Source organism: Bacillus sp. RC251, from assembly GCF_044908765.1.
In the GTDB taxonomy this organism is placed as follows: Bacteria; Bacillota; Bacilli; order Bacillales; family Bacillaceae_G; genus Bacillus_A; species Bacillus_A wiedmannii.
Map to the genome: position 1 here is coordinate 355,866 of NZ_JBIYDP010000002.1, position 25,440 is coordinate 381,305.

26 protein-coding genes, 1 riboswitch and 1 other annotated feature are annotated in these 25,440 nt (G+C 36.2%); of the genes, 14 read left to right on the forward strand and 12 right to left on the reverse strand.

Translation table 11 applies throughout. The annotated features are described in order from the left end of the window. Nucleotides 1-21: 21 nt before the first annotated feature. A complete protein-coding gene (locus ABH961_RS11800; protein ID WP_000445824.1) occupies nt 22-468 on the reverse strand; it encodes a MarR family winged helix-turn-helix transcriptional regulator in 447 nt (148 codons plus the stop codon). Nucleotides 469-540: 72 nt separating this feature from the next. After that, a complete protein-coding gene (locus tag ABH961_RS11805; protein WP_048546328.1) occupies nt 541-1,320 on the reverse strand; it encodes a GDSL-type esterase/lipase family protein in 780 nt (259 codons plus the stop codon). Between the two features lie 362 nt (nt 1,321-1,682). On the opposite strand from ABH961_RS11805, the gene cpdB reads away from it, so the two are divergent. Next, entirely contained in the window at nt 1,683-4,028 is a 2,346-nt protein-coding gene (gene cpdB, locus ABH961_RS11810; protein ID WP_098847152.1) for a bifunctional 2',3'-cyclic-nucleotide 2'-phosphodiesterase/3'-nucleotidase, read from the forward strand. A 50-nt stretch (nt 4,029-4,078) separates the two neighbouring features. Here cpdB and nhaC read toward each other — a convergent pair whose 3' ends face one another. Then, a complete protein-coding gene (nhaC, locus tag ABH961_RS11815) occupies nt 4,079-5,452 on the reverse strand; it encodes a Na+/H+ antiporter NhaC (RefSeq protein ID WP_048546316.1) in 1,374 nt (457 codons plus the stop codon). 277 nt (nt 5,453-5,729) lie between these two features. Next, nucleotides 5,730-5,950: a binding site (T-box leader), on the reverse strand. Nucleotides 5,951-6,092: 142 nt separating this feature from the next. Here nhaC and ABH961_RS11820 point away from each other — a divergent pair. From ABH961_RS11820 to ABH961_RS11855, 8 genes are all read left to right on the forward strand, one after another. Continuing rightward, on the forward strand, nt 6,093-6,449 hold the full coding sequence (locus ABH961_RS11820) for a hypothetical protein (protein WP_404519426.1): 357 nt from the start codon (nt 6,093-6,095) through the stop codon (nt 6,447-6,449). Nucleotides 6,450-6,571: 122 nt separating this feature from the next. Continuing rightward, nucleotides 6,572-7,960 (forward strand): adenosylmethionine--8-amino-7-oxononanoate transaminase, encoded by a 1,389-nt coding sequence (bioA, locus tag ABH961_RS11825; RefSeq protein WP_098047911.1) that lies wholly within the window; start codon nt 6,572-6,574, stop codon nt 7,958-7,960. Continuing rightward, on the forward strand, nt 7,960-8,688 hold the full coding sequence (gene bioD, locus ABH961_RS11830) for a dethiobiotin synthase (RefSeq protein ID WP_097907239.1): 729 nt from the start codon (nt 7,960-7,962) through the stop codon (nt 8,686-8,688). The genes bioA and bioD overlap by 1 nt, the downstream gene beginning before the upstream one ends. After that, the gene (bioF, locus tag ABH961_RS11835; protein ID WP_404519427.1) at nt 8,654-9,841 is read left to right on the forward strand and encodes an 8-amino-7-oxononanoate synthase; all 1,188 of its coding nucleotides are present in this window, start codon (nt 8,654-8,656) and stop codon (nt 9,839-9,841) included. The genes bioD and bioF overlap by 35 nt, the downstream gene beginning before the upstream one ends. Then, nucleotides 9,838-10,578: an alpha/beta fold hydrolase gene (locus ABH961_RS11840; protein WP_404519429.1), complete on the forward strand. Its 741-nt coding sequence runs from the start codon at nt 9,838-9,840 to the stop codon at nt 10,576-10,578. The genes bioF and ABH961_RS11840 overlap by 4 nt, the downstream gene beginning before the upstream one ends. Next, entirely contained in the window at nt 10,544-11,353 is an 810-nt protein-coding gene (gene bioC, locus ABH961_RS11845) for a malonyl-ACP O-methyltransferase BioC (protein ID WP_098076612.1), read from the forward strand. Before ABH961_RS11840 ends, bioC begins: the two co-directional genes overlap by 35 nt. Before the next feature lies 1 nt (nt 11,354). Continuing rightward, a complete protein-coding gene (gene bioB / locus ABH961_RS11850; protein ID WP_098076609.1) occupies nt 11,355-12,353 on the forward strand; it encodes a biotin synthase in 999 nt (332 codons plus the stop codon). Between the two features lie 181 nt (nt 12,354-12,534). After that, entirely contained in the window at nt 12,535-12,855 is a 321-nt protein-coding gene (locus tag ABH961_RS11855) for a hypothetical protein (protein ID WP_000549778.1), read from the forward strand. Nucleotides 12,856-12,884: 29 nt separating this feature from the next. On the opposite strand, the gene ribH is transcribed toward ABH961_RS11855, so the two are convergent. From ribH to ABH961_RS11880, 5 genes are all read right to left on the reverse strand, one after another. Beyond that, nucleotides 12,885-13,346: a 6,7-dimethyl-8-ribityllumazine synthase gene (ribH, locus tag ABH961_RS11860; protein WP_098076606.1), complete on the reverse strand. Its 462-nt coding sequence runs from the start codon at nt 13,344-13,346 to the stop codon at nt 12,885-12,887. A gap of 18 nt (nt 13,347-13,364) precedes the next feature. Continuing rightward, nucleotides 13,365-14,558, reverse strand: a complete 1,194-nt coding sequence (gene ribBA / locus ABH961_RS11865) for a bifunctional 3,4-dihydroxy-2-butanone 4-phosphate synthase/GTP cyclohydrolase II (RefSeq protein ID WP_046956394.1) — start codon at nt 14,556-14,558, stop codon at nt 13,365-13,367. Between the two features lie 12 nt (nt 14,559-14,570). After that, nucleotides 14,571-15,215, reverse strand: coding sequence for a riboflavin synthase (ribE, locus tag ABH961_RS11870; protein ID WP_098047905.1), 645 nt, complete (start codon nt 15,213-15,215; stop codon nt 14,571-14,573). Beyond that, nucleotides 15,197-16,309: a bifunctional diaminohydroxyphosphoribosylaminopyrimidine deaminase/5-amino-6-(5-phosphoribosylamino)uracil reductase RibD gene (ribD, locus tag ABH961_RS11875; protein WP_098076603.1), complete on the reverse strand. Its 1,113-nt coding sequence runs from the start codon at nt 16,307-16,309 to the stop codon at nt 15,197-15,199. The genes ribE and ribD overlap by 19 nt, the downstream gene beginning before the upstream one ends. A gap of 310 nt (nt 16,310-16,619) precedes the next feature. Further along, nucleotides 16,620-16,763: riboswitch (FMN riboswitch) on the reverse strand. 188 nt (nt 16,764-16,951) lie between these two features. Beyond that, complete coding sequence (locus ABH961_RS11880) at nt 16,952-17,158, reverse strand: CDGSH iron-sulfur domain-containing protein (RefSeq protein ID WP_001151582.1); 207 nt, start codon at nt 17,156-17,158, stop codon at nt 16,952-16,954. A 289-nt stretch (nt 17,159-17,447) separates the two neighbouring features. On the opposite strand from ABH961_RS11880, the gene ABH961_RS11885 reads away from it, so the two are divergent. After that, complete coding sequence (locus ABH961_RS11885) at nt 17,448-17,693, forward strand: DUF2552 family protein (RefSeq protein ID WP_000360793.1); 246 nt, start codon at nt 17,448-17,450, stop codon at nt 17,691-17,693. 9 nt (nt 17,694-17,702) lie between these two features. Here the strand turns inward: ABH961_RS11885 and ABH961_RS11890 are convergent, their stop codons facing one another. Then, nucleotides 17,703-18,626 (reverse strand): alpha/beta hydrolase, encoded by a 924-nt coding sequence (locus tag ABH961_RS11890; protein ID WP_048546291.1) that lies wholly within the window; start codon nt 18,624-18,626, stop codon nt 17,703-17,705. Between the two features lie 81 nt (nt 18,627-18,707). Between ABH961_RS11890 and ABH961_RS11895 the strand changes: the two genes are divergently transcribed. Both ABH961_RS11895 and ABH961_RS11900 read left to right on the forward strand, forming a co-directional pair. Continuing rightward, nucleotides 18,708-19,187: a GNAT family N-acetyltransferase gene (locus tag ABH961_RS11895; RefSeq protein ID WP_048546290.1), complete on the forward strand. Its 480-nt coding sequence runs from the start codon at nt 18,708-18,710 to the stop codon at nt 19,185-19,187. A 102-nt stretch (nt 19,188-19,289) separates the two neighbouring features. Next, complete coding sequence (locus ABH961_RS11900; protein ID WP_048546289.1) at nt 19,290-20,153, forward strand: LacI family DNA-binding transcriptional regulator; 864 nt, start codon at nt 19,290-19,292, stop codon at nt 20,151-20,153. A gap of 23 nt (nt 20,154-20,176) precedes the next feature. Here ABH961_RS11900 and ABH961_RS11905 read toward each other — a convergent pair whose 3' ends face one another. Continuing rightward, nucleotides 20,177-21,496 carry a Na+/H+ antiporter family protein gene (locus tag ABH961_RS11905; RefSeq protein ID WP_048546287.1) on the reverse strand — a complete coding sequence of 440 codons (1,320 nt, stop codon included), beginning with the start codon at nt 21,494-21,496 and terminating at the stop codon, nt 20,177-20,179. A 131-nt stretch (nt 21,497-21,627) separates the two neighbouring features. Continuing rightward, nucleotides 21,628-22,626 (reverse strand): alpha/beta fold hydrolase, encoded by a 999-nt coding sequence (locus ABH961_RS11910; RefSeq protein ID WP_048546285.1) that lies wholly within the window; start codon nt 22,624-22,626, stop codon nt 21,628-21,630. A gap of 121 nt (nt 22,627-22,747) precedes the next feature. Here ABH961_RS11910 and ABH961_RS11915 point away from each other — a divergent pair, with 121 nt between their 5' ends. Continuing rightward, entirely contained in the window at nt 22,748-23,224 is a 477-nt protein-coding gene (locus ABH961_RS11915; RefSeq protein ID WP_000151916.1) for a ribbon-helix-helix domain-containing protein, read from the forward strand. Between the two features lie 122 nt (nt 23,225-23,346). Here ABH961_RS11915 and ABH961_RS11920 read toward each other — a convergent pair whose 3' ends face one another. Further along, a complete protein-coding gene (locus ABH961_RS11920) occupies nt 23,347-24,936 on the reverse strand; it encodes a bifunctional metallophosphatase/5'-nucleotidase (RefSeq protein ID WP_048546282.1) in 1,590 nt (529 codons plus the stop codon). A 202-nt stretch (nt 24,937-25,138) separates the two neighbouring features. On the opposite strand from ABH961_RS11920, the gene ABH961_RS11925 reads away from it, so the two are divergent. Further along, nucleotides 25,139-25,402, forward strand: coding sequence for a YqkE family protein (locus tag ABH961_RS11925; protein WP_000727565.1), 264 nt, complete (start codon nt 25,139-25,141; stop codon nt 25,400-25,402). Nucleotides 25,403-25,440: the final 38 nt, after the last annotated feature.

The following is a 25,440-nucleotide window of genomic DNA, read 5'->3' on the forward strand; positions in this document are numbered from 1 at the left end:
TGCTTCTATGTAGAAGCAGCTTTATGCGTTTGTTTTCAAAATTAAATTTTGAATGGTTTGAAGAGAGTGAATGAGCTTTTCGCGCTCTTCCTCAGATAATGTTTGGAAATTTTCTTTTAATTTGTCTAAAATGAATTGTTGATACTGATTTACTAACAATTTCCCTTCAACTGTTAGGGAAATTAAAATGACCCGTCGATCTTTTTCGCTATAATGACGCTCTATTAGTTCTTCTTGAATCAGTTTGTTTAATAGAGGTGTCATGTTAGGCCGTGAAATCGCTAGCCGCTTGCCGATTTCGGAAACTGCTAATGTGCCATTTTCATGCAGAAGCAGCAATACTTGTGTATGTGATGGCGGCATATGTCTTTGAGAAGAAAATTCTCCAGGAAGCATAAATTTGCGATAAAAAAGAGGCACTAGCGAAAGAAGATGATCAACAATACGTTCCCACTCGCGTGATTCCATATAAAGGCCCCCTTCCACTATCATTGTAACAAAAAAGACATGTTATAAAAATAGAATTGTTTCATGGAAATTTTAATATTTGTAGGCCAATACTTTTTTTGTAAATGAATCGGCAATAATTGCGTAGCCATCATCATTTGGGTGCACTTGGTCAAAGAGTAAATCTTTTTTATCATTTGATATTAATTTACGAATTGGTAAAACGATAGATGGTTGATTTGCTTTTGAAATGGAATAAACGGATTCATTCCATCCATCTAAAAACATATCTGCATAACTGGCGATGGAGTCATCGAGTTGTAACGGATTATAGAGTTCTGAGAGAATGAGTAAAGCGTTCGGATTTTGATCTCGAACTGTCTTTACGATATTTTTTATATCCGCTTCAAAATGAGCTTTTTCTTTATTTAACATTTTAATACCATCTATAACACCGACATCACGATTTAAACGGAATAAATTATTTCCTCCAATATTAATTGTAATGATATTTGCCGCTCTAATTTTTTGCTTTACATCTTCTGATTGCACTTTTTTAGCGAGACGATCTGTTGTAAGACCGTTTATCCCAAGGTTTTCTACTGTAATTGGCTTATGAATTTGTGCTTCTATTTGTCTAGAAGCTAATTCAGCAAATCCCCCTTGTGTCGATCCATATCCTTTGGCGAGTGAATCACCTAGTACGAGATGATAAAAGGAATCGTTTGTTTGCTTATCAATCCAACTTGGAGTAGATATTTTTTCTGTGTTTTCTTCGGGTTCATTTTGTTTTGTCTCATCGTTCTTTTCAAAATAAGAATAAGAAATGATTAGAAGGAGGAGACAAACAATTGTTAAGATGACTTTTTTCATATATTCATCCTCCTTGTAATTGGTAATTGTATCATATTCAGCAGTATTAACAATGTAAGGGCATATTATATATTTATGAAAAGTTTACAACAAATTTACAGAAAATTTGTAGAAGTATGTCAAAAAATATTGACGATATGAAAGTACATTATATATGATAATGTCAGATAAGGTGAAATTTTAATGAGTAGGGCTTTATTTCCCACTAATTAAAATTTCACTAATCGGGCGTTTAAGGGGACTACTCATTAGCGCAGGATGAAATGAAAATCTTGTCTCTAATAGAAGAAAAAAGGTATGTGGTTAGAGGGAAATAGAGGTTTATTTCATTATTTTTGGTAATTGTATAAGGGGGATTTTTTGTGAAAAAGTCAAAAAAAATGCTAGCTGGAGCAACTCTTGCGATTGGTGTAATGGCACCACAGGTGTTGTCAATAACAGCTCATGCGGATGAGAATACTGGGGAGAGTACAGTTAAGTTACGAATTCTAGAAACATCAGATATTCACGTTAACTTAATGAATTATGATTATTATCAAACGAAAACAGATAATAAAGTAGGTCTCGTGCAAACGGCAACACTTGTTAATAAAGCACGTGAAGAAGCGAAGAACTCTGTCCTATTTGATGATGGGGATGCATTGCAAGGGACACCACTTGGAGATTATGTAGCGAATAAAATAAATGATCCGAAGAAGCCTGTGGATCCTAGTTATACACATCCATTATATCGTTTAATGAATTTAATGAAGTATGACGTCATCTCTCTTGGGAATCATGAATTTAACTACGGTTTAGACTATTTAAACAAAGTAATTAGTAAAACAGAGTTCCCAGTTATTAACTCCAACGTCTATAAAGATGATAAAGATACTAATGAAGAGAACGACCAAAATTACTTTAAACCATATCATGTTTTTGAAAAAGAAGTAGAAGATGAATCAGGACAAAAACAAAAAGTGAAAATTGGCGTAATGGGATTTGTTCCACCTCAAGTTATGAACTGGGATAAAGCAAATTTAGAAGGAAAAGTGAAAGCGAAAGATATAGTTGAAACAGCGAAGAAAATGGTGCCAAAAATGAAAGCAGAAGGTGCAGATGTTATCGTTGCACTAGCGCATTCGGGCGTTGATAAGAGTGGGTACAACGTTGGCATGGAAAACGCTTCGTATTATTTAACAGAAGTTCCTGGTGTAGATGCAGTATTAATGGGACATGCACATACTGAAGTGAAGGATGTATTTAATGGTGTTCCAGTTGTAATGCCTGGTGTCTTTGGAAGTAACTTAGGTATTATTGATATGCAATTGAAAAAGGTAAACGGAAAATGGGAAATACAAAAAGAGCAATCGAAGCCGCAACTTCGTCCGATTGCTGATAGTAAAGGGAACCCATTAGTACAATCTGATCAAGAATTAGTTAATGAAATTAAAGATGATCATCAAGCGACAATTGATTATGTGAATACACCTGTAGGTAAAACGAAAGCACCAATTAATAGTTATTTTTCATTAGTACAAGATGATCCTTCCGTACAAATTGTGACAAATGCGCAAAAGTGGTATGTAGAGCAAGAACTTAAAAAACCAGAGTACGAAAAGATTAAAGATATTCCGGTTTTATCTGCAGGTGCACCATTTAAAGCAGGTGGCCGAAACGGTGCTGCATATTATACTGATATTCCAGCTGGAACGTTAGCAATTAAAAACGTTGCAGATTTATATGTATATCCGAATACGTTATATGCTGTAAAAGTAAACGGAGCGCAAGTGAAAGAATGGCTTGAAATGTCGGCAGGTCAGTTTAATCAAATTAATCCTAAACCAAAAGAAAAAATTGAACAGCAATTGGTGAATACAGGATATCCTACATATAACTTTGATATTATAGATGGTTTAAAATATGAAATTGATGTAACACAACCGGCGAAATACGATAAAGATGGAAAAGTTGTAAATGCAAATACGAATCGTATTGTAAATATGACATATGAAGGTAAGCCAGTAGCTGATGATCAAGAGTTTATCGTTGCTACAAATAATTATCGCGGTAGCAGTAAAACGTTCCCTGGTGTAAGTGAAGGAGAAGTTATTTACCAATCGCAAGATGAAACACGTCAAATCATAGTGAAATATATGCAAGAAACACCGGCTATTAATCCGACAGCCGATCAAAATTGGACATTTAAACCGATTGTTGCAGATAAATTAATTACAACATTTGATTCTTCACCAAAAGCAAAAGAGTATATAAAGAAAGATGGAAAGATATCATATGTTGGACCATCTGAAAATGAATTTGCTAAATATGCAATTGATATAACGAAGAAGAACGATGATGATAAGGAAACTGGTGGAGAGAATCCAACGACACCGCCAACAGGTGAAGGTAATAATGGAGGAAATCCAACGACACCACCAACAGGTGAAGGGAATAATGGAGGAAATCCAACGACACCACCAACAGATGAAGGTAGTAATGGAGAAAATCCAACGACACCACCAACAAATGAAGCAAATAATGCAGGATCTGGACAAACTACAACGGATAATCAAAACTCAAAAGAAACAACAACTGTAAGTGAAAATAAAGAAGACCGTGATTTACCGAAAACGGGTACAAGTGTTGCTTCTACAATTGGAGCAGGCTTGGCGTTTGTTGGAGCGGGATTACTTCTGTTATTTAGAAGAAAGAAAGCAAATAGATAGTCGAGAAATATAAAAAAGGATTACCGATTCAGGTAATCCTTTTTAGTATATTATGAAATTGTTACTGCTTTTTCTTTCTTCCATGAAAGACCAAATCCAGTGAAACCAACAATAATTGTTAAGACTGGGCAAGCTAAACAGAAAATTGCGAATGGAAGGTAATCGAATGTCGGAACGCCAAGGACGTTTGACAAGAATACACCACTTACTCCCCATGGTACGAGCGGGTTAATAACTGTACCTGCATCTTCTAATACACGTGATAAATTACGACGTTCTAAACCGACTTCATCGTATTTATTAGCAAATGCTTGTCCTGTTAAAACGATTGATAAGTACTGCTCACCAAGTAAGAAGTTTACACCAATTGCAGTTGAAGCCGTAGAAATAATTAAACGTGTGCTATTTTTTACGAAGCTAGAGATGATATTCATGAGCTGCGTAATAATACCCATTCCTTGTAATAATCCTCCCATACAAAGAGCCAGGAAAATAAGTGCAATCGACATCATCATACTTTGTAGACCACCGCGAGATAGTAAGCTATCAATGTCTTTAATACCAGTTTTAGAAACGTATCCGTCTTGCATAATTTTCATTAAATCAGCTAAAGAAGTGCTAGGTTTAAAAATAAAGAGAATAATAATTCCTACCACAATTCCTGCAAGTAATGTTGGAACTGCTGGAACTTTTTTAAATGCGAATAGGAACAGTAATAAAATTGGAATTAGTGTAACGATAGAAATCGTTGTATTTTTCTCTAAAGTGCTAATAAAGTTTGTGAAGTCAACGTCTCCGCTAGTACCGCCTCCTAAAATGAAAAATGCGATAAAAGCAATAATGAAAGCTGGAACTGTTGTCCAAAGCATGTTACGAATATGCTCAAATAAATCTACACCTGTTACAGCAGGAGCTAAGTTTGTTGTATCAGATAAAGGAGACATTTTATCTCCAAAGAATGCACCAGAAATAATTGCACCAGCGATTAGAGCTGGATCGTATCCGAGAGCACTACCCATACCCATAAAGGCAAGTCCTACAGTTGCGGCAGTTGTAAAGGCACTACCGATACTTGTTCCAACAATTGCACAAACAACAAAAACAGTTGGAACGAAAATCTTTGGAGATACAAGCTGGAAGCCGTATACCATTAAAGTTGGAATTGTTCCAGCAGCGATCCAAACACTAATTAATACGCCTACAAGCAAGAAAATAAAAATAGATGGAATACCAGCTGAAATACTACTGATCATCCCTTTTTCCATAGTAGACCAAGAGATTTTTTTCATAAATCCAAATGCTAATAAAAGAACGATACCAAATAAAATTGGGATGTGTGGTGAAACTTCTAATTGAATAACACTAAAGCCAATACAGAAAAAAATAAATAATGTTAAAAGAACAGATTCGATTTTTGAAACCATTGTTTTCCCCTCCTAAGTAATTTAAAATAGCTCTTTTTTATATAAAATTCGCCAATATTGTGTATTTCCTTCTAAAATTTAGAATTTTGTGACAAATTATCGGTAATTGTTGGTCCTTCAATATGATACGGAAATGATTGGATAAAAAAACGTCCCTGCATATAATTATGCAGGGACGAAGATATCGCGGTACCACCCTAGCTTGTGAAATGAATGTATCACAAAATAAAGGGTCGTATGATATGCGCTAATAAAATAAAAACGCCCCTGCAATATATGCAGGGACGAAAAATTCGCGGTACCACCCTAAATTGTGAAACAGTTTCGTTTCACCACTCTTTAGATATAACGGTCTATAACCGTCTTTCACTACTCCTTACGTTTCGCAAAAGAAGCTCCAGGGGGTAATTCATAATTCGCTCTGTACTGGTTCGCACCGACCACCAGCTCTCTGAAATCAGAAATCGAAATACTACTAAATCCTATCAATGCCGATTCATATGATGTTAGTTAAATTTTTATCACATTTTCATCTTATATGTCAATAAAAATGTTCAATATTTTTTTAGGGAAATAAAGGTTAAATGTTTTTAATGTTCTAAATTTGTACGTTATAATGAATTTGAAAGGGGAGGAAAGAGTGAAGAAAAAAATAATTCTTTTTACCACCTTACTAGTCATTGGCGGAAGTGCTGGAATTTACACAGCTTTTGCAGCTGAATCAGAGCAGGCGAAACAAAAGCAAATACAGCAGTCAGAAGTGAAGAAAGCGAAAGAAACGGAAGCGAAGAAGTCGATGGAAAAAGCAGCTGAGAAACTAGGAGTTTCTACTGAAGGGAAAACAAAAGAAGAGGTTACGAAAGAAGTAAATACTACAAGATTTGAGAAGCGCCATGATTTATTAATTGAACATGCAAAACAACTTGGAATTGATACAGAAGGAAAAAAAGATGAAGAGATTATTTTAGAAATTGGAAAGGTACAACACGGAAAGTAGAACAACTTATCGTATGATAAGTTGTTCTTTTTTAAGAACTATTTGATTTAAAAATAATTGACAGTCATTTAAATTTAATGTTAACTTTATTTATAAAATAGTTAACATTAGGGGTGACAATTGTGACTGTTAATAGTAATACGACTGAAAAATCGTCTTATACATATGAAGAATTATCGGAGAAAAATAAAGCTTATGTATGGCATCCGTTTACACAAATGAAAGATTATTTAGAAGAAGACCCTGTCATTATTGAACGTGGAGAGGGAAGAAAGCTATACGATGTAAATGGAAATGAATATTGGGATGGTGTTTCATCTATTTGGTTAAATGTTCACGGACATCAAGTACCAGAATTAGATGAAGCAATTCGTGAGCAATTAAATAAAATTGCCCATTCTACTATGTTAGGACTTGCTAACGTTCCATCTATTTTATTAGCAGAAAAAATAATTGAAGTTGTGCCAGAAGGTTTGAAGAAAGTATTTTATTCAGACTCCGGTTCTAGCGCCGTTGAAATTGCAATTAAGATGGCCTTTCAATATTGGCAGCATAAAGGAAAACCGAAGAAACAAAGATTTGTTACATTAAAAGAAGCTTATCACGGTGATACAATTGGAGCTGTTTCAGTAGGAGCGATAGACTTGTTTCACCAAGTGTATAGTTCACTTTTATTTGAGGCAATTAAAATGCCGTATCCATATACATATCGTTCTCCTTATGGAAATAATAAGGAGGAAATTGTGAAAAAACATTTAGAAGAAATGGAAGAGCTGCTGAAAGAAAAGCATGAAGAAATTGCGGCGATTATTGTAGAGCCTTTAATGCAAGGTGCTGGCGGTATGATTACAATGCCAAAAGGATACTTAAGAGGGCTCCGTAATTTATGTACAAAATATAATGTTTTATTTATTACAGATGAGGTAGCGACTGGATTTGGGCGTACGGGGAAAATGTTTGCATGTGAACATGAAAATGTAACGCCGGACATTTTAACAGCCGGAAAAGGTTTAACAGGTGGATATTTACCAGTTGCAATCACCGTAACGACAGATGAAATTTATAATGCCTTTTTAGGAGACTATGAAGAACAAAAAACATTTTTCCACGGTCATAGTTATACAGGGAATCCGTTAGGGTGTGCGGTAGCCATTGCGAATCTAGAGCTATACGAGAAAACAAATTTAATAGAAGAAGTGGCAAGTAAGACAGAATATGTAGCGATGCAATTAGAATCGCTCTTTGCGTATAAACATGTAGGCGATATTCGTCAGTGCGGGTTAATGGTTGGAATTGAACTTGTGAAGAATAAAGAAACGAAAGAAGCGTTTGAATGGACAGAGAGAGTCGGTGTTCAAGTATGTAAACGTTCAAGAGAGCTGGGCATGATTTTGCGACCACTCGGTAATACGATTGTATTTATGCCTCCTCTTGCTTCTACAATTGATGAGATTGATGATATGTTACGTATTTTGTATAAAGCAATCTCGGATGTTACGGAGGGAGAATAATGGGCGGTTTTTTTGTTACAGCAACGGATACTGAAGTGGGGAAAACTGTAGTTGCGGGTGCATTAGCAGGTGTATTTAGAGAATTGGGATATAACATCGGGGTATATAAACCGTTGCAAAGTGGACATGTTGCATCAAATCCAGAGGGAGATGCAGCAAGGTTAAAAGCATTATCGGGTGTACCAACAAAAGAAGATGAAATTTGCCCTTATTCTATTGAAGAACCTCTTGCTCCGAGACTTGCCATGAAAAGAGCTGGAAGAGTAGTACATTTAAAAGACATTATGGATCATTATAATGAACTATTGAAAGAGTTTAATAGCCTATTTGTAGAAGGGGCAGGTGGACTGGCTGTTCCATATACAGAAGACGCTTTAGTAATTGATTTCGCAAAGGAATTACAGCTTCCTCTTATTATAGTCGCACGCCCTACATTAGGAACAGTAAATCATACAGTTTTAACGATTGCTTATGCAAAGGCACAGGGCTTAACAGTAGCAGGTGTAATTTTATCCGGCTGCAAAGAATGTGAAATGGAAAGAGTACAAGAAAATAAAGAAATGATTGAAGAGCTAAGTGGGGTACCGGTTTTAGGTTTATTACCATTCTTTGAAGGGGCGTTTACAAAAGAAGAAGTCTTGGAATCTGCAAAAGAGTATATAATGATTTCAAAATTAGAGGAGTTCATCCGAAATGAATCAAACGTGGCGCACACATCTTCAATCTAAATTGCAACAATTAAATAAGCAAGGGCAGTATCGCAATTTGCATGTAACAGAACAAGCAGAAGAGACATGGCTTATTCGAGATGAAAAAAGGATGCTAAATTTAGCGTCAAATAATTATTTAGGGTTAGCTGGAGATGAGAGGTTAAAAGAAGCTGCTATTGCATGCACAAGAAAATATGGAACTGGAGCGACAGCATCAAGGCTCGTTGTAGGAAATTATTCACTGTATGAAGAGGTTGAGAGAAGTATATGCGATTGGAAAGGCACTGAAAAAGCCTTAGTTGTAAATAGTGGATATACCGCAAATGTTGGAGTCATTTCTTCATTAGCCTGTCGTCACGATATTGTGTTTAGTGACAAATTAAATCACGCAAGCATCGTTGATGGGATTATATTAAGCGGAGCAGAGCATAAAAGGTATCGTCATAATGATTTAGATCATTTAGAGAAGCTGTTGCAAGTAGCACCGCCCAAAAAGAAGAAATTAATCGTAACGGATACTGTTTTTAGTATGGATGGTGATACTGCGTATTTGAGAGAGTTAGTGGAGCTGAAAGAGAAATACGGGGCAATCATTATAGTCGATGAAGCACATGCGAGTGGAATATATGGAAGTGATGGAGCAGGGTTGTCTCATATAGAAAAAGATATTGCTCAAAAAATTGATATACATATGGGGACGTTTAGCAAAGCTCTAGGGTGTTATGGTGCGTATTTGACAGGTGATGCAATGTATATAGAGTATTTACAAAATATGATGAGAAGCTTTATTTTTACAACAGCTTTACCACCAGGAACGTTAGGAGCAGTGCAAAAAGCAATTGAAATTGTGAAAGAAGATAATGAGAGAAGAGAGAGACTTATTGAGAATGGAGCATATTTTAGGACACATTTACAAGAAGCTAGTTTTGATATTGGGAATAGCTCAACTCATATTGTACCGATTGTAGTCGGTTCAAATGAAGCAGCTTTACGGTTTAGTAGAAGGCTGCAAGAGGTAGGTATTGCAGCAATTGCAATTCGTCCACCAACGGTTCCAGTTAATAGTTCACGGGTCCGTTTTGCAGTTACGTCCCAACATACAATAGCTGATTTGAAATGGGCTATTCAGCATATTATACGCATTGGTAAAGAAGAGGGGTTTTTCGTATGAAAGAGCTAAAGGTTATTTTTATTCCTGGATGGGGAATGGAAGAAGGTGTTTGGACTTTAGTTCTGCCGTATTTTAAAGGATATTCTGTTCAATGTATCAATTGGCGTAATGTGAAAGAACAAAGTGAATTTGCGGGGCGAATAATAGATGTAGCAAAAGATGAAAATGTAATTTTAGTTGGATGGTCACTAGGAGCGTTAGCAGCAGTTCAAGCTCATAAAAAGGTTAAGGCAAAAGGTATCGTACTAATTGGTGGTACTGCCAAATTTACAAATATGAGCGATTATACGAGTGGATGGAATACTCTGCATGTAGAACGGCTGAAAAAGAATTTAGCGAGAAAGAAAGAAGATACGCTCAAGCGGTTTTATGAAAATATGTTTACAAAAGATGAGCTGAAAGAGAATAAAAGGTTTGAAAATATGATAAAACGCTTTAAAGGTGACTCTATTCAGTCTTTGCAATTAGGTTTGGAGTATTTAATAGAAGCAGATATGAGAGAAGAACTGAAAGAAATTAAAGTCCCTATACTACTTATTCACGGAGAGCAGGATGTAATTTGTCCATTGTCTGCAGCGCGTAGTATGGCTGAGAATGAGACTGCCACGCTCAAGGTAGTAAGTGAGGCTGGACATGCATTATGCGTAACGAATTTCGAATATTGCGGAAATGAGATAATTCAATTTGTAGAGGGGATACGACATGATCAACAAAACGTTACTTCAAAAACGGTTTAACGCGGCATCTGTATCCTACGATCAATATGCAAATGTACAAAAAAAGATGGCACATTCATTACTTTCTACATTGAATCGGCGATATAGTGCAAATTCATCGATACGTATTTTAGAACTTGGATGCGGAACAGGATATGTTACAGAGCAATTATCAAACTTATTTCCGAAAGCACATATTACAGCCATTGATTTTGCTGAAAGTATGATTGCAGTTGCGAAAACTAGACAAAATGTGAAAAATGTAACGTTTTACTGTGAGGATATCGAAAGATTACGACTAGAAGAAACATATGATGTTATTATTTCAAATGCCACATTTCAATGGCTAAATGATTTAAAACGAGTGATAAGAAATTTATTTCATTATTTGTCTATAGATGGGATATTACTCTTTTCAACGTTTGGACAGGAAACATTTCAAGAATTGCATGCTTCGTTCCAGCGGGCGAAAGAAGAAAAAAATATACAAAATGAAACATCGATTGGGCAACGTTTTTATTCGAAAAATCAGTTGCGCCACATGTGTGAAATAGAAACAGGGGATGTGCATGTTTCTGAAACATGTTACATAGAGAGATTTACAGAAGTTAGGGAGTTTCTACACTCTATTCGAAAAGTAGGAGCGACCAATAGTAATGAAGAATCATATTGTCAAAGTCCCTCACTCTTTCGTGCGATGCTTCGCATATACGAAAGAGACTTCACGGAAAATGAAGGGATAATGGCGACGTATCACGCTTTATTTATGCATATAACAAAAGAGGGGAAGAGATGAAATGAAACAAGTACAAACAAAAAGGGATTGGAAAAAACTTGCACATGACGTAGTAGAAGAGAAAATGATTACGAAAGAGGATGCAATTACAATATTAGAAGCTGATGATACAGAAGTGTTAGAAATTATGAATGCAGCTTACATCATTCGCCATCATCACTTTGGTAAGAAAGTAAAATTGAATATGATTATTAATACGAAATCTGGATTATGTCCTGAAGATTGCGGATATTGTTCACAGTCTATTATTTCAGAGGCGCCGATTGATAAATATGCATGGCTAACGCAGGAAAAGATTGTAGAAGGAGCACACGAAGCAATTCGCCGTAAAGCGGGTACATATTGTATTGTAGCATCTGGTCGTCGCCCGACGGATAAAGAGGTGAATCACGTAATTGGAGCAGTTAAGGAGATTCGTGAAACGACAGATTTGAAGATTTGTTGTTGTTTAGGTTTCTTAAACGAAGATCAAGCAGGACGTTTAGCAGAAGCGGGTGTACATCGTTATAACCACAACTTAAATACACATGCAAATAATTACGAAAGTATTTGCTCCACTCATACGTATGACGATCGTGTTGATACAGTTCAAAAAGCGAAACAAGCAGGCATTTCACCATGCTCTGGGGCAATTTTTGGAATGGGGGAGACAATAGAAGAACGTGCTGAAATTGCATTTGAATTACAACGTATAGATGCAGATTCAATTCCATGTAATTTCCTTGTTGCTGTAAAGGGTACGCCGCTTGAAGGACAAAAAGAATTAACGCCGATAGAATGTTTAAAAGTACTGGCGATGATGCGTTTTGTAAACCCAACGAAAGAAATTCGTATTTCAGGAGGACGTGAAATCAATTTACGCTCTGTGCAGCCAATCGGTTTATTTGCAGCAAATTCTATTTTTGTTGGAGATTACTTAACGACAGCTGGACAAGAACCGACTGCAGACTGGGGTATGATTGAAGATTTAGGGTTTGAGATTGAAGAATGTGCATTATAAGATAGATAAAAAGCAAACTTGTAAAAGAGTTTGCTTTTTTTGTAAATAAAATGTAATAAATAGTTGTGAAAGCTTGATACTATTGGTTTTTGAGCGAAAAAAAGAATTTTGGTGGACGAATTTTCCAGGCCCCAATTGTACATAGTAAATATGTAATTTATATTGGGTTGGAGGATTTTACATGCACAAATATATATTAGCGATTATGACTTGTCTAATTTTACTAAAAGCAATAAGTGCTGATCCAGTTAAGGCTGCCGAAAATCCTGAACAAAAAGAAATGCAACAACGAATTGAACAACATTTTCGAACGAAAGCTGAACATTTTGGATTGAAAACAGAAGGGAAAGATTTAAAGGAAGTGCGAAAAGAAATTACTATTATAGAAGAAGCGAAGAAAAGAGAGAATGTATGGAGAACAGCACAAACGCTTCGTATACAAACAGAAGGAAAAACAATGGATGAATTAATAAAAGATGTACGGAAAAAAGTGAAAAAATAAAAAAGAGGCCGCAGCCTCTTTTTTATTTTTTATGCCCATTGTTTTGATAAATGAGCCATTTCAATCGCAGCAACGGCGGATTCATAGCCTTTATTACCTGCTTTCGTGCCCGCGCGTTCAATCGCTTGCTCGATCGTTTCAGTCGTTAATACACCGAAAATAACTGGGATGTCTGTTTGTAGTGATAAAGATGCAACTCCTTTTGCTACTTCATTACAAACGTAATCGTAATGTGTTGTAGCACCACGAATGACAGTACCTAACGTAATTACAGCATCATACTTTCCGCTATTAGCCATCTTTTTAGCGATTAAAGGAATTTCGAATGCGCCAGGAACCCAAGCAACATCGATATCAGTTTCTTCTATACCGTGACGCTTTAATCCATCTAAAGCTCCGCCGAGTAACTTACTTGTAATAAATTCATTAAAACGTCCAACAACAACCCCAACTTTTAATCCTGTACCAACTAAATGACCTTCGAATACCATAATAAATCTCTCCCTTAATTATAAGTTTAGTAAATGTCCTAATTTGTTTACTTTTGTTTGTAAATACGTTTTATTCTCTTCTTTTGTTGGCATTTGCAATGGTACACGCTCGATTACTTCTAAATCGTAACCTTGTAAGCCAGCAATTTTTCGTGGATTATTCGTTAATAATCGTAAATGTTGTAAACCTAAATCTTTTAAAATTTGAGCGCCAATACCGTAATCACGCAAATCAGCTGGGAACCCAAGTTTTTCGTTTGCTTCTACAGTATCGAATCCTTCTTCTTGTAACTTATAAGCGCGAAGCTTATTAAGAAGGCCGATGCCTCGTCCTTCTTGTCTCATATAAAGAAGAACGCCTTTTCCTTCACGTTCAATTTGAGCAAGTGCAGCATGGAGTTGTGGTCCGCAATCACAGCGACATGAGCCAAATACATCTCCTGTTAAGCACTCTGAATGAACGCGTACAAGTACAGGCTCTCCTGTTGAAATATCACCTTTTACGAGTGCGATATGCTCTTTCGTATCTAATGAATTAGAATAGCCAATTGCATGGAAAGTACCGAAATCTGTAGGTAATGTAATTTCCACTTCTCGCGTCACTAGTGTTTCATGGTGGCGGCGATAAGCAATTAAATCTTCTATTGTAATCATTTTTATATCAAATTGTTTTGCGCACTGTAGTAAATCAGGTACGCGAGCCATCGTACCGTCCTCATTAATAATCTCACAAATGACTCCAGCTGGTTCTGCTCCGCAAAGCTGTGCTAAATCGACGGCGGCCTCTGTATGACCAGCTCGGCGTAGGACACCGCCTTCTTTCGCGATTAATGGAAAGATATGTCCAGGACGATTGAAATCAGCACCTTTTGATGCAGGGTTTAATAATTCTTGTATCGTAGTCGCCCGTTCGTGAGCGCTAATCCCTGTTGTTGTAGAAACATGATCAATACTCACTGTAAATGCAGTATGATGCGAATCTGTATTATGAGCTACCATTGGTTCTAATTGTAGACGTTCTGCGTATTCTTCCGTAATCGGTACACAAACGAGACCACGCCCATGTGTAATCATAAAGTTAATCGTTTCTGGCGTAATATACTCTGCTAAAGCGATAAAGTCGCCTTCATTTTCACGGTTTTCATCATCGCATACGATAACGACTTTTCCTTGTTTTAAATCTTCTAGAGCTTCTTCAATACGATGAAACATAATGCTTCCCCCTTATAGAAATCCATTTTCTTGTAAAAAGCTTTCGCTCATTGAACCTGTTCGTTTTACAGGTTTAGAAATAAAGCGTTCGATATATTTACCGATCATGTCACACTCAATGTTTACGATGTCACCGGCATTCTTTTCTCCGATAACAGATTCACTTACTGTGTGCGGGATGAGTGAGATTGTGATGGAAGATTCGTCTATATCAAATATTGTTAAACTCGTTCCATCAACAGCAACGGATCCTTTATGCAAACAATAGCGCAGCAATTCATCAGCAATAGCTATTTTGTAATAGACGGCATTATAGTGTTGTTTTTTGTTTAATATCGTTCCGATGCCATCAATATGTCCTGAAACGAAATGTCCACCGAATCGTCCGTTTGCAGCTATCGCCCGCTCTAAATTTACTTTAGAGTGTTGTTTAAGCATGCGAAGTGATGTTGATTGCATCGTTTCAGGCATTGCGTCCACTGTGAATGAAGTTGTTGTGAAACTCGTTACAGTTAAGCAAATACCGTTAACCGCGATACTATCACCTAAGTGAGCATCTGATAAAATATTATTTGCATGGATCGTTAACTTCATCGCTTCTCCGCTTTGTTGCATGTTTGCAATCGTTCCTAATTCTTCTACAATTCCTGTAAACATTCCGTCACCTCACTTCGGGCATTCGCAACGATTTTTATATCATCACCAATTTGTTTCATCTCTTGAATTTCCAAGGAAAGTGCATCTTGCAATGCTGCGAAACCATTTCCCCCAAATAAAGTAGGGGCATCTTTCCCGCCAATTAATTTGGGGCTTATATAAGTTACAATTTCATTGAGATGCTTTGTTTGTAAGAAGCTTGCGTGAACTGTTTGACCACCTTCAACGAATAGAGAAAGAATTTGCTTCTCTCCAAGAAAGAAAAGGAGGTCCTTGATTTCTATATGTTTTGTTTTCATTTGGAATATAGCTATATTTTCAGATTCATAAGAAGCTATTTTCTCTTTATTTACATCCTTACCGACAATAATCCATGTCGGTGCTAAACCATCTGTTATGACATGAGAAGATGGTGGCGTTCGTAAATGGGTATCTAAAATAACACGAATAGGATTTTTACCCCCGTTAGGAATTCTTGTCGTTAAATGCGGATTATCAGCTATAACTGTATTCACTCCAACGAGAATCGCATCATGTGTATGACGATATTGGTGAACATCAGCTCGTGCTTCTTCACCTGTAATCCACTTACTTTCACCCGTGACAGTTGCTGTTTTTCCATCTAAGCTCATCGCTGTTTTTATTGTTACAAATGGACGTTTCGTTCTCATGTAGTGAAAAAAGAAACGATTTAATAAGGTGGCTTCTGTTTCAAGAATACCGGTAGTTACTTCGATGCCAGCTTCTTCTAATCTCTTTTTTCCAGTACCAGAAACGAGAGGATTGCAATCAAGAGTAGCAATTACAACCCGTTTGACTCCTTTTTTGATGAGCAATTCACAACAAGGTGGTGTTTTTCCAAAATGGCTACACGGTTCAAGTGTTACATAAACGGTAGCTCCTTTTGCTTTTTCACCAGCCATATGAAGAGCGTGAACTTCTGCATGTTCTTCACCAGCACGTAAATGAGCGCCAATACCGACGATGTTTCCTTCTTTTACAACAACAGCACCAACCATAGGATTTGGACTTGTTTGTCCAGATGTCCCTTCTGCTAACTGCAGGGCAATCCTCATATATTCTTGATCTGTCATTCTCTTCACCTCTCCTGAAAAAATCAAAAAACCCCAAGGATTTTATATCCTTGGGGTTTGGGAGACGTGATTTCTAGAAATATAGTTCGAATACGAAAGTACAGGAAAGAAACCTAACGATGATTGGTATTTTTGCATAAGGAAAAAACCTAGCAAAAATATCGAATTTTTCAAACGCTAGTCGTATCTTTTTATTTCAGTATAGAAACATAAGTATACAAAATAAAACATATATAAAGATTCAAAACGAAACTTTATAAATATGCATACTGAAATAAAAGTGTATTCGCTATATAAAATTACTAGAAAACATATCCTTCTCCCATCCAGACTATACTGTCGGCCCTAGAGTTTCACTAGATCCACCGTTTTCGAGTTGAAAACGGGTCACGGACTTAGAAGTTTGCACTTCATCACCGCCGGTTGGGAATTTCACCCGACCCCGAAGGATGTTGTTTGCTCAAATTATAGCACAAAAAAAATAAAAGGCTAGAAAAAAATATTCGAATGTGAAGAATTGTGTGAAAATATATGTAAGTTGGAATGAGGACAAAAGTACGAGGAATGTTGTAAGGAAAAGGGGGACGAGAGTTAATGAAAAGAAAAAACATGCACAAAAAAATGTGCATGTCACATGTGAAATTATTCTGCCTCTGGTGCTCTAACGACAGACTCGAATTTCCCTTTATGCGAAGCATCGCAATAAGGCATATTTTTTGATAAACCACAACGGCATAAAGAAAATGCCGGTTTTGCTGGGAATACATTCCCTTGTGAATCGACTAATTCCACGTCCCCTGTAACGCGAAAAGAGCCATTATCATTTACTTTAATTTGTACTTTCGCCAACGCTATCCCTCCTTCCCAAACGCTTAATTTCATCATATAATTAAGAGAAGTACTTGACAATATAAAGTGAAACTTTAATTAGTGGGGGAGGTATCCCCCCACTAATTATTAGTTGAACCAATCGGGCTTTTAGGGGCAGTTAATCTCCCACCTAACTTCTTTGTTTTAGTTGAGTTTTGAGGTGCTCATTTTACTGCCCGCAAATAGCGGGGTAAAATGAGCACTTTCTTTGGGAGAGAAGAGAGTGTTATAATGTTTTTTATAACTGAATAGAGTAAGGTGACGAGAGATGGATAAACAATTACATACATTACGAAACATTGCAAATGAGCGCACGTGGGCATCATTTTTGAATGATAATCATCCATATAGTTTGTTACATTGGTCCATTGCAGGTGTAGGGCAAGAGGCAAAGGATGTTTGGTTACTTCAAGATGAAGTAACATTTCAAACGACAGAATTTCCAACGTTAGATGATGCAATGCAATGGATTTCTGAAAATATGGAACAAGTTACAGACGTTTTAGCGCAATAAAAAACAGGCTTATGCAAGCCTGTTTTTTGTTTCTTTTACATATGAGTTTAAAAATTGATCAACGGCTGCTTCATACTCTTCTTTATTTTCGTTATAAGAGCAAGCGTGTGCACCGCGTTCTGCAATATAAAGTTGTTTATTGTTTTCTTTTGCTTCATATAGTGCTTTCGTCATATCAGCTAAAATATAATCATCATCTTTACTATGAATAAAGAGGACGGGATTGTTAATATTCTTTATACAATCGATTGGTGAAACTTCGCGAATCGTATAACCGTCACGCACTTTTAAAAAAGCATTTGCTAAAGGTAATAAGGGCCATTTAGGTAAATGGAATTCAACCTTTAAACGGTGTTGTAATTGTCCGTAGAAATCAGAAAAAGGACAATCTGCAATATAGAAATCAGCACCATCTTCTACAAGTCCTGCGTATTGAAGAAGTGTTGCAGCTCCCATAGATTCACCATGAATACCGAGTGTTATATTTGTTCCAAAGCGACTTTTTAGCCAGTCAACTACAGATTTTAAATCATGTTTTTCATAGTATCCATAGCTTGTTGTTTTTCCGCCAGTTTTACCATGACGACGATGATCATAAATAACGACATTATACCCTCTGTTTAAAAATAACCTTGCATATTTTACAGAGTTCATTTTATTTACAGTTACGCCGTGACAAAAAATCATAAACTTATTGGAATGACCAGCAGGAATGTAATATCCGTGAAGATCATATCCGAATTGCGAGGGAATATGAATTTCTTCTTTATGAAGAGCATCAAAATCCTCTATACGAAAATGTTTTTTCGTTTCTCTTTCGAGTACTTCTTCCTCTGTTTTTTTCTTTAAGTACATCACTTTATTTGTAAAGAAAATCCCAAGGGCAGTTATCGCACCTAGTATAGTAAACAATGCTGCAAAAAAACGTTTCATACTTTACCTCATCCTCCAAATACCGTTACATGTGATACACTTACATTGTATCACAATGATAGAAAAGGGGAGAAATAGGAAATGGTGTATATACAAAAAATTACGCCAGCGATGAAAGAAACAATCCGAATGTTCATGTGTGAGAACTGGGGGAGTTCATTGATGGTTTCACGTGGGAAGGGGCATCAGTTAGAAGAGTTGCCAGGATTTATTGCGCTCTCAGATGACAGAATAATCGGAATTATAACATATGAAGTGACCGGAAATATGTGTGAAATTGTGTCGTTAGATAGCTTTGAAGAAAGAAAAGGAATAGGGACGAAACTTGTAGATTGTGTATTACAAGTTGCAGAAGAAGAACGGTGCGGGCGGGTTTGGCTCATAACAACAAATGATAATATGAATGCGTTACGATTTTACCAAAAACGTAAATTTGTGATGACTCATTTATATGTGAATGCAGTGGAAAAAGCACGAGAAATAAAGAAAGAAATTCCACGTATTGGGTATGATAATATCCTAATTCTACATGAAATTCAGTTAGAATATCGTTTAGTGTAATGATGTAACAATTTTCAGAAATATAAGTTATTAACCTTGACGAATATTGTAATTTAGGTTACCGTAAAATTGTAATCTATTACCATATTAAGGGGTGACGATGTGGCAACTATACGTGATGTTGCAAAATTAGCAGGTGTTTCAGTCGCAACCGTTTCACGAGTTATTAACGAAAAAGGATACGTTCATGAGGACACAGTTAAACAAGTAAAGGAAGCAATTGAGGAATTACGTTATAGGCCAAATAGTACAACAAAGCCATTGTTTAAAGAGAATTCAACGATAATTGCATTACTTGTAGATAATGTATATAACCCATCAAACATCACTTTGCTACATTGTATTGAGGAAATAGCATATAAAGAAGGATATCAAATCATTGTTTGTAATATAGAGAATAAAGATAGATACATACATATGTTGAAGGAAAATAACGTTGCAGGTGTTATTTTGACAAAATCTGTTTTTAAAAGTATAGGAGAAATTCCACTTCCCTTTGTTGTGATTGATGAAAAAAAATCCCATGCAAATTATTATGAAAATGGACAAAGAGCGGTTTCTTTATTAAAAGAAAAAGGCTGTCACTTCCTTGCTTATTTCAATGAGGGAGAAGATAGTGAAGAAATGGAAGATCACATATCAGGATTTTTAGACGCTGTTTGGGAGGAAGGAATCTCTTATCGAGAAGTATGTGTACAAGGGTATACGAATAAACAGTTTATTACATTCTTGCAAACTTCTCCGTATATAGATGGAATTGTAACTTCAAGTGAAAAGGTTACTTTTGAGTTAATTCAAGCAGCGAAAAATTTAAATATCCGTATACCGGATAAGTTAAAAATTATTGGACTGAACGGGAGTATAGACAGTGAGTGGACAGGTCCGTCATTCATGCAAATGGAGAGTTGTGTCGAAGAAAATGGGAAAATAGCGTTGCAACAATTAAAAGGAAAAATAAAAAAGTAAAAGGTGCGTATAAAACGCACCTTTTATAATGTAATGGCGGCAATAAAGCCAAATATGAGTAACGGTATATTATAATGCAGAAAAGTTGGTACACATGTATCCCATATATGATGGTGTTGACCATCAGCATTTAAACCGGATGTTGGTCCAAGTGTACTATCTGATGCTGGTGATCCTGCATCGCCTAGCGCTCCGGCTGTACCGATAATTGCAATTGTAGCCATTGGACTAAATCCAAGCTGTATGCAAAGAGGTACAAAAATTGTTGTTAAGATAGGGATGGTTGAAAAGGATGAACCAATTCCCATCGTAACGAGAAGCCCAATCACAAGCATAAGAAATGCAGCGAGTGGTTTATTATTTCCAATTATATGTGCACTCGTTTGCACAAGAGATTCAACATGTCCTGTTTTTCGAAGAACAGCGCCAAATCCAGCGGCAGCGATCATAACAAAACCGATAAAGGACATCATGCGCATTCCGCTTGTTAATATCGCATCTGCTTCTTTAAGAGGTAGACTACCACTTACTGATAAGACGATAATCCCTGCTAAAGCACCGAAAATCATCGATTCTGTTGCTAATTGAACAGTTAATGTGGCCATGATAGATAATAATCCGAAAGTAATACTACGTTTTGTATAGGGAACGATTTCATTGGCGGTAGTATGAACTTGTTCTATTTCATACGTACGAGGTTTCCGGTACGTAATGAATACGGCTACACATAATCCAATAATCATACCAATTGCTGGAATAGTCATTGCTTTTGGAATAAGTGCGACATCAAATGTAAGACCGCTTTGCGCAGCATTTGTTTGCAATACGTCATGATAAATTTTTCCGAACCCTGCTGGAATCCACATATAAGGAGTAATCAATCCGAATGTAATAATACATGTAACAAGTCTGCGATCCACTTTCAGCTCATTTAATACTTTTAAAAGTGCTGGAATTAAGATGGGGATGAAAGCGATATGAACAGGAATCACATTTTGTGAGAAACAAGCCATCGTTAAAATGATGAATAAAATAAGTATTTTAGAATAAACTTGTTTTTTCGTGTCTTGTTCATTGCCGATCCATTTTAGTGCAGTTTGAATCATAGCATCTGGAAGTCCTGTTTTGGAAAGGGAAATAGCGAAACCGCCAAGCATTGCATAACTTAAAGCGATTGGAGCACTGTTTCCAAGGCCAGTTGTAAAAGTATTAATAGTTTCTGAAATACCGAGTCCACCGATAATTCCGCCTGTTAAAGCTCCAACAATGATGGCGACAATGACCTGGACACGTAACAAACTAAGCAATAGCATAACTGCTACTGCGACGAGTACAGCATTCATAATAAATGTAATCTCCCTAAAATTTTATTGTGCTAAGGCAAGTAAATATGAAGCACTTTGCTATATTTATACATAGTTGCGACATATTATTATAAATTGTTTTCTATGAAATGTAAAAGAGCCTTTTGTTACTAATGTTGAAAAGCTAGCTCTTGTTTAATTGATTGTAAAGAATTGGCGAATAATTCAGGTTCTTCTAAATCAGGAGAATGTGCTGAATTTGGGAACCAAATCATTTTTTTTATGGGGGCTTCTATCACATCACAATATTCCTGAACGAGAGCATAAGGAGTTTGATAATCATAGCGACCAGAACAAAAATAAACCGGAATAGATAAGCTTGAAATAGAAGAAAAGAAATCGATTGTCAACATTTCTTCCCATAAAACGCCAGATTTTAAATTTCCTGCGAGAAACTTGAACCAATCTAATAGCGTATATTCAGGGGAAAAGAAGCCTTTTCGTATGAAAGAAAAGGAAGATCCGTTTTGGATTGCTCCACCGAATGTGCCAAGCCACTTTCTTTGAATAATAAGGCGTCTCGTATCTAAAAATGGTGGTTTGCCTAATTTTAAAAGGGACGCTAATGCTTTTTTATGATCATGTTTTTTTGCAGAACGAATTAAATGCTGATATAGCAATTCTTCGTTTTGTTTCATATGTACAATCTGCCCAATACCGATGTAAGCCTCGATATACTGTGGATATTGATGTGCTATGTTAAGCCCAATAATGCTTCCCCAAGAATGACCAGCGAGAAATAGTTTCTGTTTATTGAACTTTTTAAGTACATATTGAATCACTTCTTTTGCATCGGAAACGAATTGTTCGATTGTAAAATTTGCTCCGAAATCTTTCATTGAAAAGGATTTACCTGCCCCGCGCTGATCCCAATTAATAACGATGAAGTGTTTCTCCAATTCTTTTTGAAAATGACGAATAAATCCAATTTGTGCCATGCCAGGTCCGCCATGACAGCATAATAAAATTGGCTGCTCTATGTTTTGCCCGCGCATAAGGAGAGTTTGTTTTCGATTATGGATCATAACGCTTTCCATCGTAGCAATACTATTAGGAATGAGTTGTTTATTTTCATTATAAAACTGTGGGGTATAGCTACGAAAAAGCATATGGAAATCCTCCTTTTCTGAAATCGTATGAATCGCACAGGCTATTCGTTTTGCATATACTGTTAGAAAATCATTGTAACATACCATACTAGTGTCATTTCAACACGGGAGGAGGGAAATTGTGACGATTGGAGAAATTATAGATTGCTTAAATAGACGTGAATCCATCGCTATTATAGCAAAACGTCTTGAAATAAGCCCATATACATTATCAAAGAAATTAAGATTGATTGGATACGAATATGATGGAGAACAGAAGAAACGTATTTTTGTAGGAGATGGAGAAGAACCGCGTCACTTACAACTCCAAGAAGCGACAGCCCTTCAATATGCGAAAACGGATTATCAATTATTAATTTATGAGCAATTACAAAGTATTTATGAGTTATTAAGAAAGAGAGAAGAAGTAATTGTGCCCATTATGAGTATAAGTACAGAGAAAAAGAAACGTACCTTTTCTATTAATAAAGAAATATTAGCAAAATTAGACGTTATATCAGAAGCGAAAGGAATTCAAAAATCTAAACTTGTAGAAGAGGCGTTACAACAATTTTTACAACAATATGATTTTAACAAAACATCACATTTTGATAACTAAAGAAAAGGATACTATGTTCATTGTAAGAACGAGTATCCTTTTTAGGTTTTGCTAATATTGTGGATTAAGTATAAGTGCGTATCCTTTACAATAAAAATCTGGATCGCATATGAGGGAAATACTTAATTTATCTTTTGAATTCTTCCATCAATAACTGGCTGAATTGGTTCTTTTAATTGTTTTACATAATCGACGAGCGCTTCAAAGTCGTTTGGACCAGTTTCTGAATTCTTCCCATTTTTAAATGATACGAATCCGTCACCGCCAGAAGCTAAGAAAGCATTCGCAACTACGCTATACGTTTTAGATGGAGATAACTCTTCGCCATTTGTTAAGCGTATATTCGTAACCTTTTCACCGCTTGGTTTATTTGCATCCCACGTATATTGAATACCTGAAATTTGAAGCATTCTTGTTGTTCCTTTTTGCCATTGTTGATTTAAAATGTCGCGAATATCTTGACCTGTTAAATCTACTTTAATCAATTGGTTTCCAAAAGGCTGAACGCCATATAATTCGCCCCAAGTAATATCGCCAGCATCTAAGTCATTACGAATGCCACCAGGATTCATAAGCGCGATTTGAGCTTGCATCGTTTGACGCTGTGCGTCGGCAATTACATTCCCAAGAGTAGATTCACCAGCATCATTTTGTTTACGGTCGATAGGTGCTGTAGATTTTCCTACAACTTCATTTACAAGTGGTGCGATTGTTTCTTTATATTGATCTATTTTTTGTTTTACTTGTTTATCAGGTTCCACACCTTCATGATATGTTGTAATCACTTCAGCTTTTTTCTTTACAATATCTTTTGTTTTACGATCAATTGTTACATCTACGTCTGAGAAAGCTGTTCCATAAGAGTTCGCTTGGACGATTAGTTTATTATTTACAGTACCATTTACATACGTGTGACTATGTCCACCGAAAATAACATCAACTTCCGAGTCTGTTTCATTTGCAATTCGAGTAAGGTCTCCATTTGTCACGCCAGACTCATCAGTTGTTCCGCCGACATGGGCAAGGACGACGATGGATTTAACACCGAGACGCTTTAATTGTTGCGCTGATTTATTAATTGCTTCTACTTCGTCAGTGATCTGTACATTTTTAAGCATAGTAGGCATCACGACATTTGGCGTATCAGTTGTAACAACGCCAATGAATCCTACAGGAACACCATCTACCATTTTTACAGTAAATGGTGGTAAAAATAAGCGACCAGTTGATTTGTTATAGAAGTTAGCAGCGACATAAGGGAAGTTAGCACCTTTGAAATTACCTGTTTTCTCGTGATATCCACCGTAAATGAGGCGTTTCATTTCATCGATACCTTCATCAAATTCATGGTTTCCGATTGTACCAACATCGAATTTTAAGTCATTTAAAAATTCAATTGTTGGTTCATCTTGTAACAACGCTGAAACTGGTGGACTAGCTCCGACAATATCGCCAGCATGTACGAGAAGTGTATTAGGGTTTTGCTTTTTACGTTCTTTTAAATAAGTAGCTAAGTAATCAGCACCACCAGCTTCTTTGTTATTAATTTTTTTAACAGTATCTAGTTGTCCATGGAAATCATTAATACCAAGCATTTGTACGTCTACGTAGCGGTTTTGTTCAGCTGGAATCTGGGATGGGGGAGCGGCAAATACGCTTGAAAAAGTTATGGTGCTTAAAACGGCAACAGCAGGAATGATTTTTTTCCACATAATTCATTTCTCCTTTTTTTTATAATCTGACATCATACGACATAATTTTAATAGATTCATAGGATTATATCTATATAAAAATTTAGTTTTTTCGAAAAATTAACATATTTACAAAAGGTGAATAATAGAGTAAAGAACCTTTTTTATTGTCGAGTTCATTGTGTATCTACTATAATGGAGAAAAAAGTAAAAGGTGAGTAGCATGAAGAAAAAGAAACAAAGACAAATGCAAAGACAATCGCAAGTGAATAGACCAGAGAAAGAGTCGCTTACATTAGGCGATCAATTAAATGATTCACTCATGCAGCAATTAAAGAATAAGAAGAAAGAATTGCAAGTGAGAGAAGAGAAAAAAGAGGCAGCTGAACTGGAAAGAAAGCGCCAAGAACAAAAAGAACGTGAAAAGAATAAATCATTTGAAGAACTGTTAAGTGAAAGTAGCCTTACTTGGAAAGACTTTAAATAATATAAAAAAATGATCAGTGCATACCGCTGATCATTTTT

Excerpts from the sequence above, each read along its gene's own strand:
- ABH961_RS11905 (WP_048546287.1), bottom strand. The coding sequence starts at position 21,496 with ATGAATGCTGTACTCGTCGCAGTAGCAGTTATGCTATTGCTTAGTTTG.
- ribE (WP_098047905.1), bottom strand. The coding sequence starts at position 15,215 with ATGTTTACAGGAATTGTAGAAGAATTAGGAACGATTGCAAACATGCAA.
- ABH961_RS11920 (WP_048546282.1), bottom strand. The coding sequence starts at position 24,936 with ATGTGGAAAAAAATCATTCCTGCTGTTGCCGTTTTAAGCACCATAACT.
- ribH (WP_098076606.1), bottom strand. The coding sequence starts at position 13,346 with ATGGTATTCGAAGGTCATTTAGTTGGTACAGGATTAAAAGTTGGGGTT.
- ABH961_RS11925 (WP_000727565.1), top strand. The coding sequence starts at position 25,139 with ATGAAGAAAAAGAAACAAAGACAAATGCAAAGACAATCGCAAGTGAAT.
- ABH961_RS11910 (WP_048546285.1), bottom strand. The coding sequence starts at position 22,626 with ATGCTTTTTCGTAGCTATACCCCACAGTTTTATAATGAAAATAAACAA.
- ABH961_RS11840 (WP_404519429.1), top strand. The coding sequence starts at position 9,838 with ATGAAAGAGCTAAAGGTTATTTTTATTCCTGGATGGGGAATGGAAGAA.
- bioD (WP_097907239.1), top strand. The coding sequence starts at position 7,960 with ATGGGCGGTTTTTTTGTTACAGCAACGGATACTGAAGTGGGGAAAACT.
- ABH961_RS11805 (WP_048546328.1), bottom strand. The coding sequence starts at position 1,320 with ATGAAAAAAGTCATCTTAACAATTGTTTGTCTCCTCCTTCTAATCATT.
- bioF (WP_404519427.1), top strand. The coding sequence starts at position 8,654 with ATGAATCAAACGTGGCGCACACATCTTCAATCTAAATTGCAACAATTA.
- ABH961_RS11855 (WP_000549778.1), top strand. The coding sequence starts at position 12,535 with ATGCACAAATATATATTAGCGATTATGACTTGTCTAATTTTACTAAAA.
- ABH961_RS11800 (WP_000445824.1), bottom strand. The coding sequence starts at position 468 with ATGGAATCACGCGAGTGGGAACGTATTGTTGATCATCTTCTTTCGCTA.
- bioB (WP_098076609.1), top strand. The coding sequence starts at position 11,355 with ATGAAACAAGTACAAACAAAAAGGGATTGGAAAAAACTTGCACATGAC.
- bioC (WP_098076612.1), top strand. The coding sequence starts at position 10,544 with ATGATCAACAAAACGTTACTTCAAAAACGGTTTAACGCGGCATCTGTA.
- ABH961_RS11885 (WP_000360793.1), top strand. The coding sequence starts at position 17,448 with ATGGATAAACAATTACATACATTACGAAACATTGCAAATGAGCGCACG.
- ABH961_RS11895 (WP_048546290.1), top strand. The coding sequence starts at position 18,708 with ATGGTGTATATACAAAAAATTACGCCAGCGATGAAAGAAACAATCCGA.
- nhaC (WP_048546316.1), bottom strand. The coding sequence starts at position 5,452 with ATGGTTTCAAAAATCGAATCTGTTCTTTTAACATTATTTATTTTTTTC.
- ribD (WP_098076603.1), bottom strand. The coding sequence starts at position 16,309 with ATGACAGATCAAGAATATATGAGGATTGCCCTGCAGTTAGCAGAAGGG.
- ribBA (WP_046956394.1), bottom strand. The coding sequence starts at position 14,558 with ATGTTTCATCGTATTGAAGAAGCTCTAGAAGATTTAAAACAAGGAAAA.
- ABH961_RS11890 (WP_048546291.1), bottom strand. The coding sequence starts at position 18,626 with ATGAAACGTTTTTTTGCAGCATTGTTTACTATACTAGGTGCGATAACT.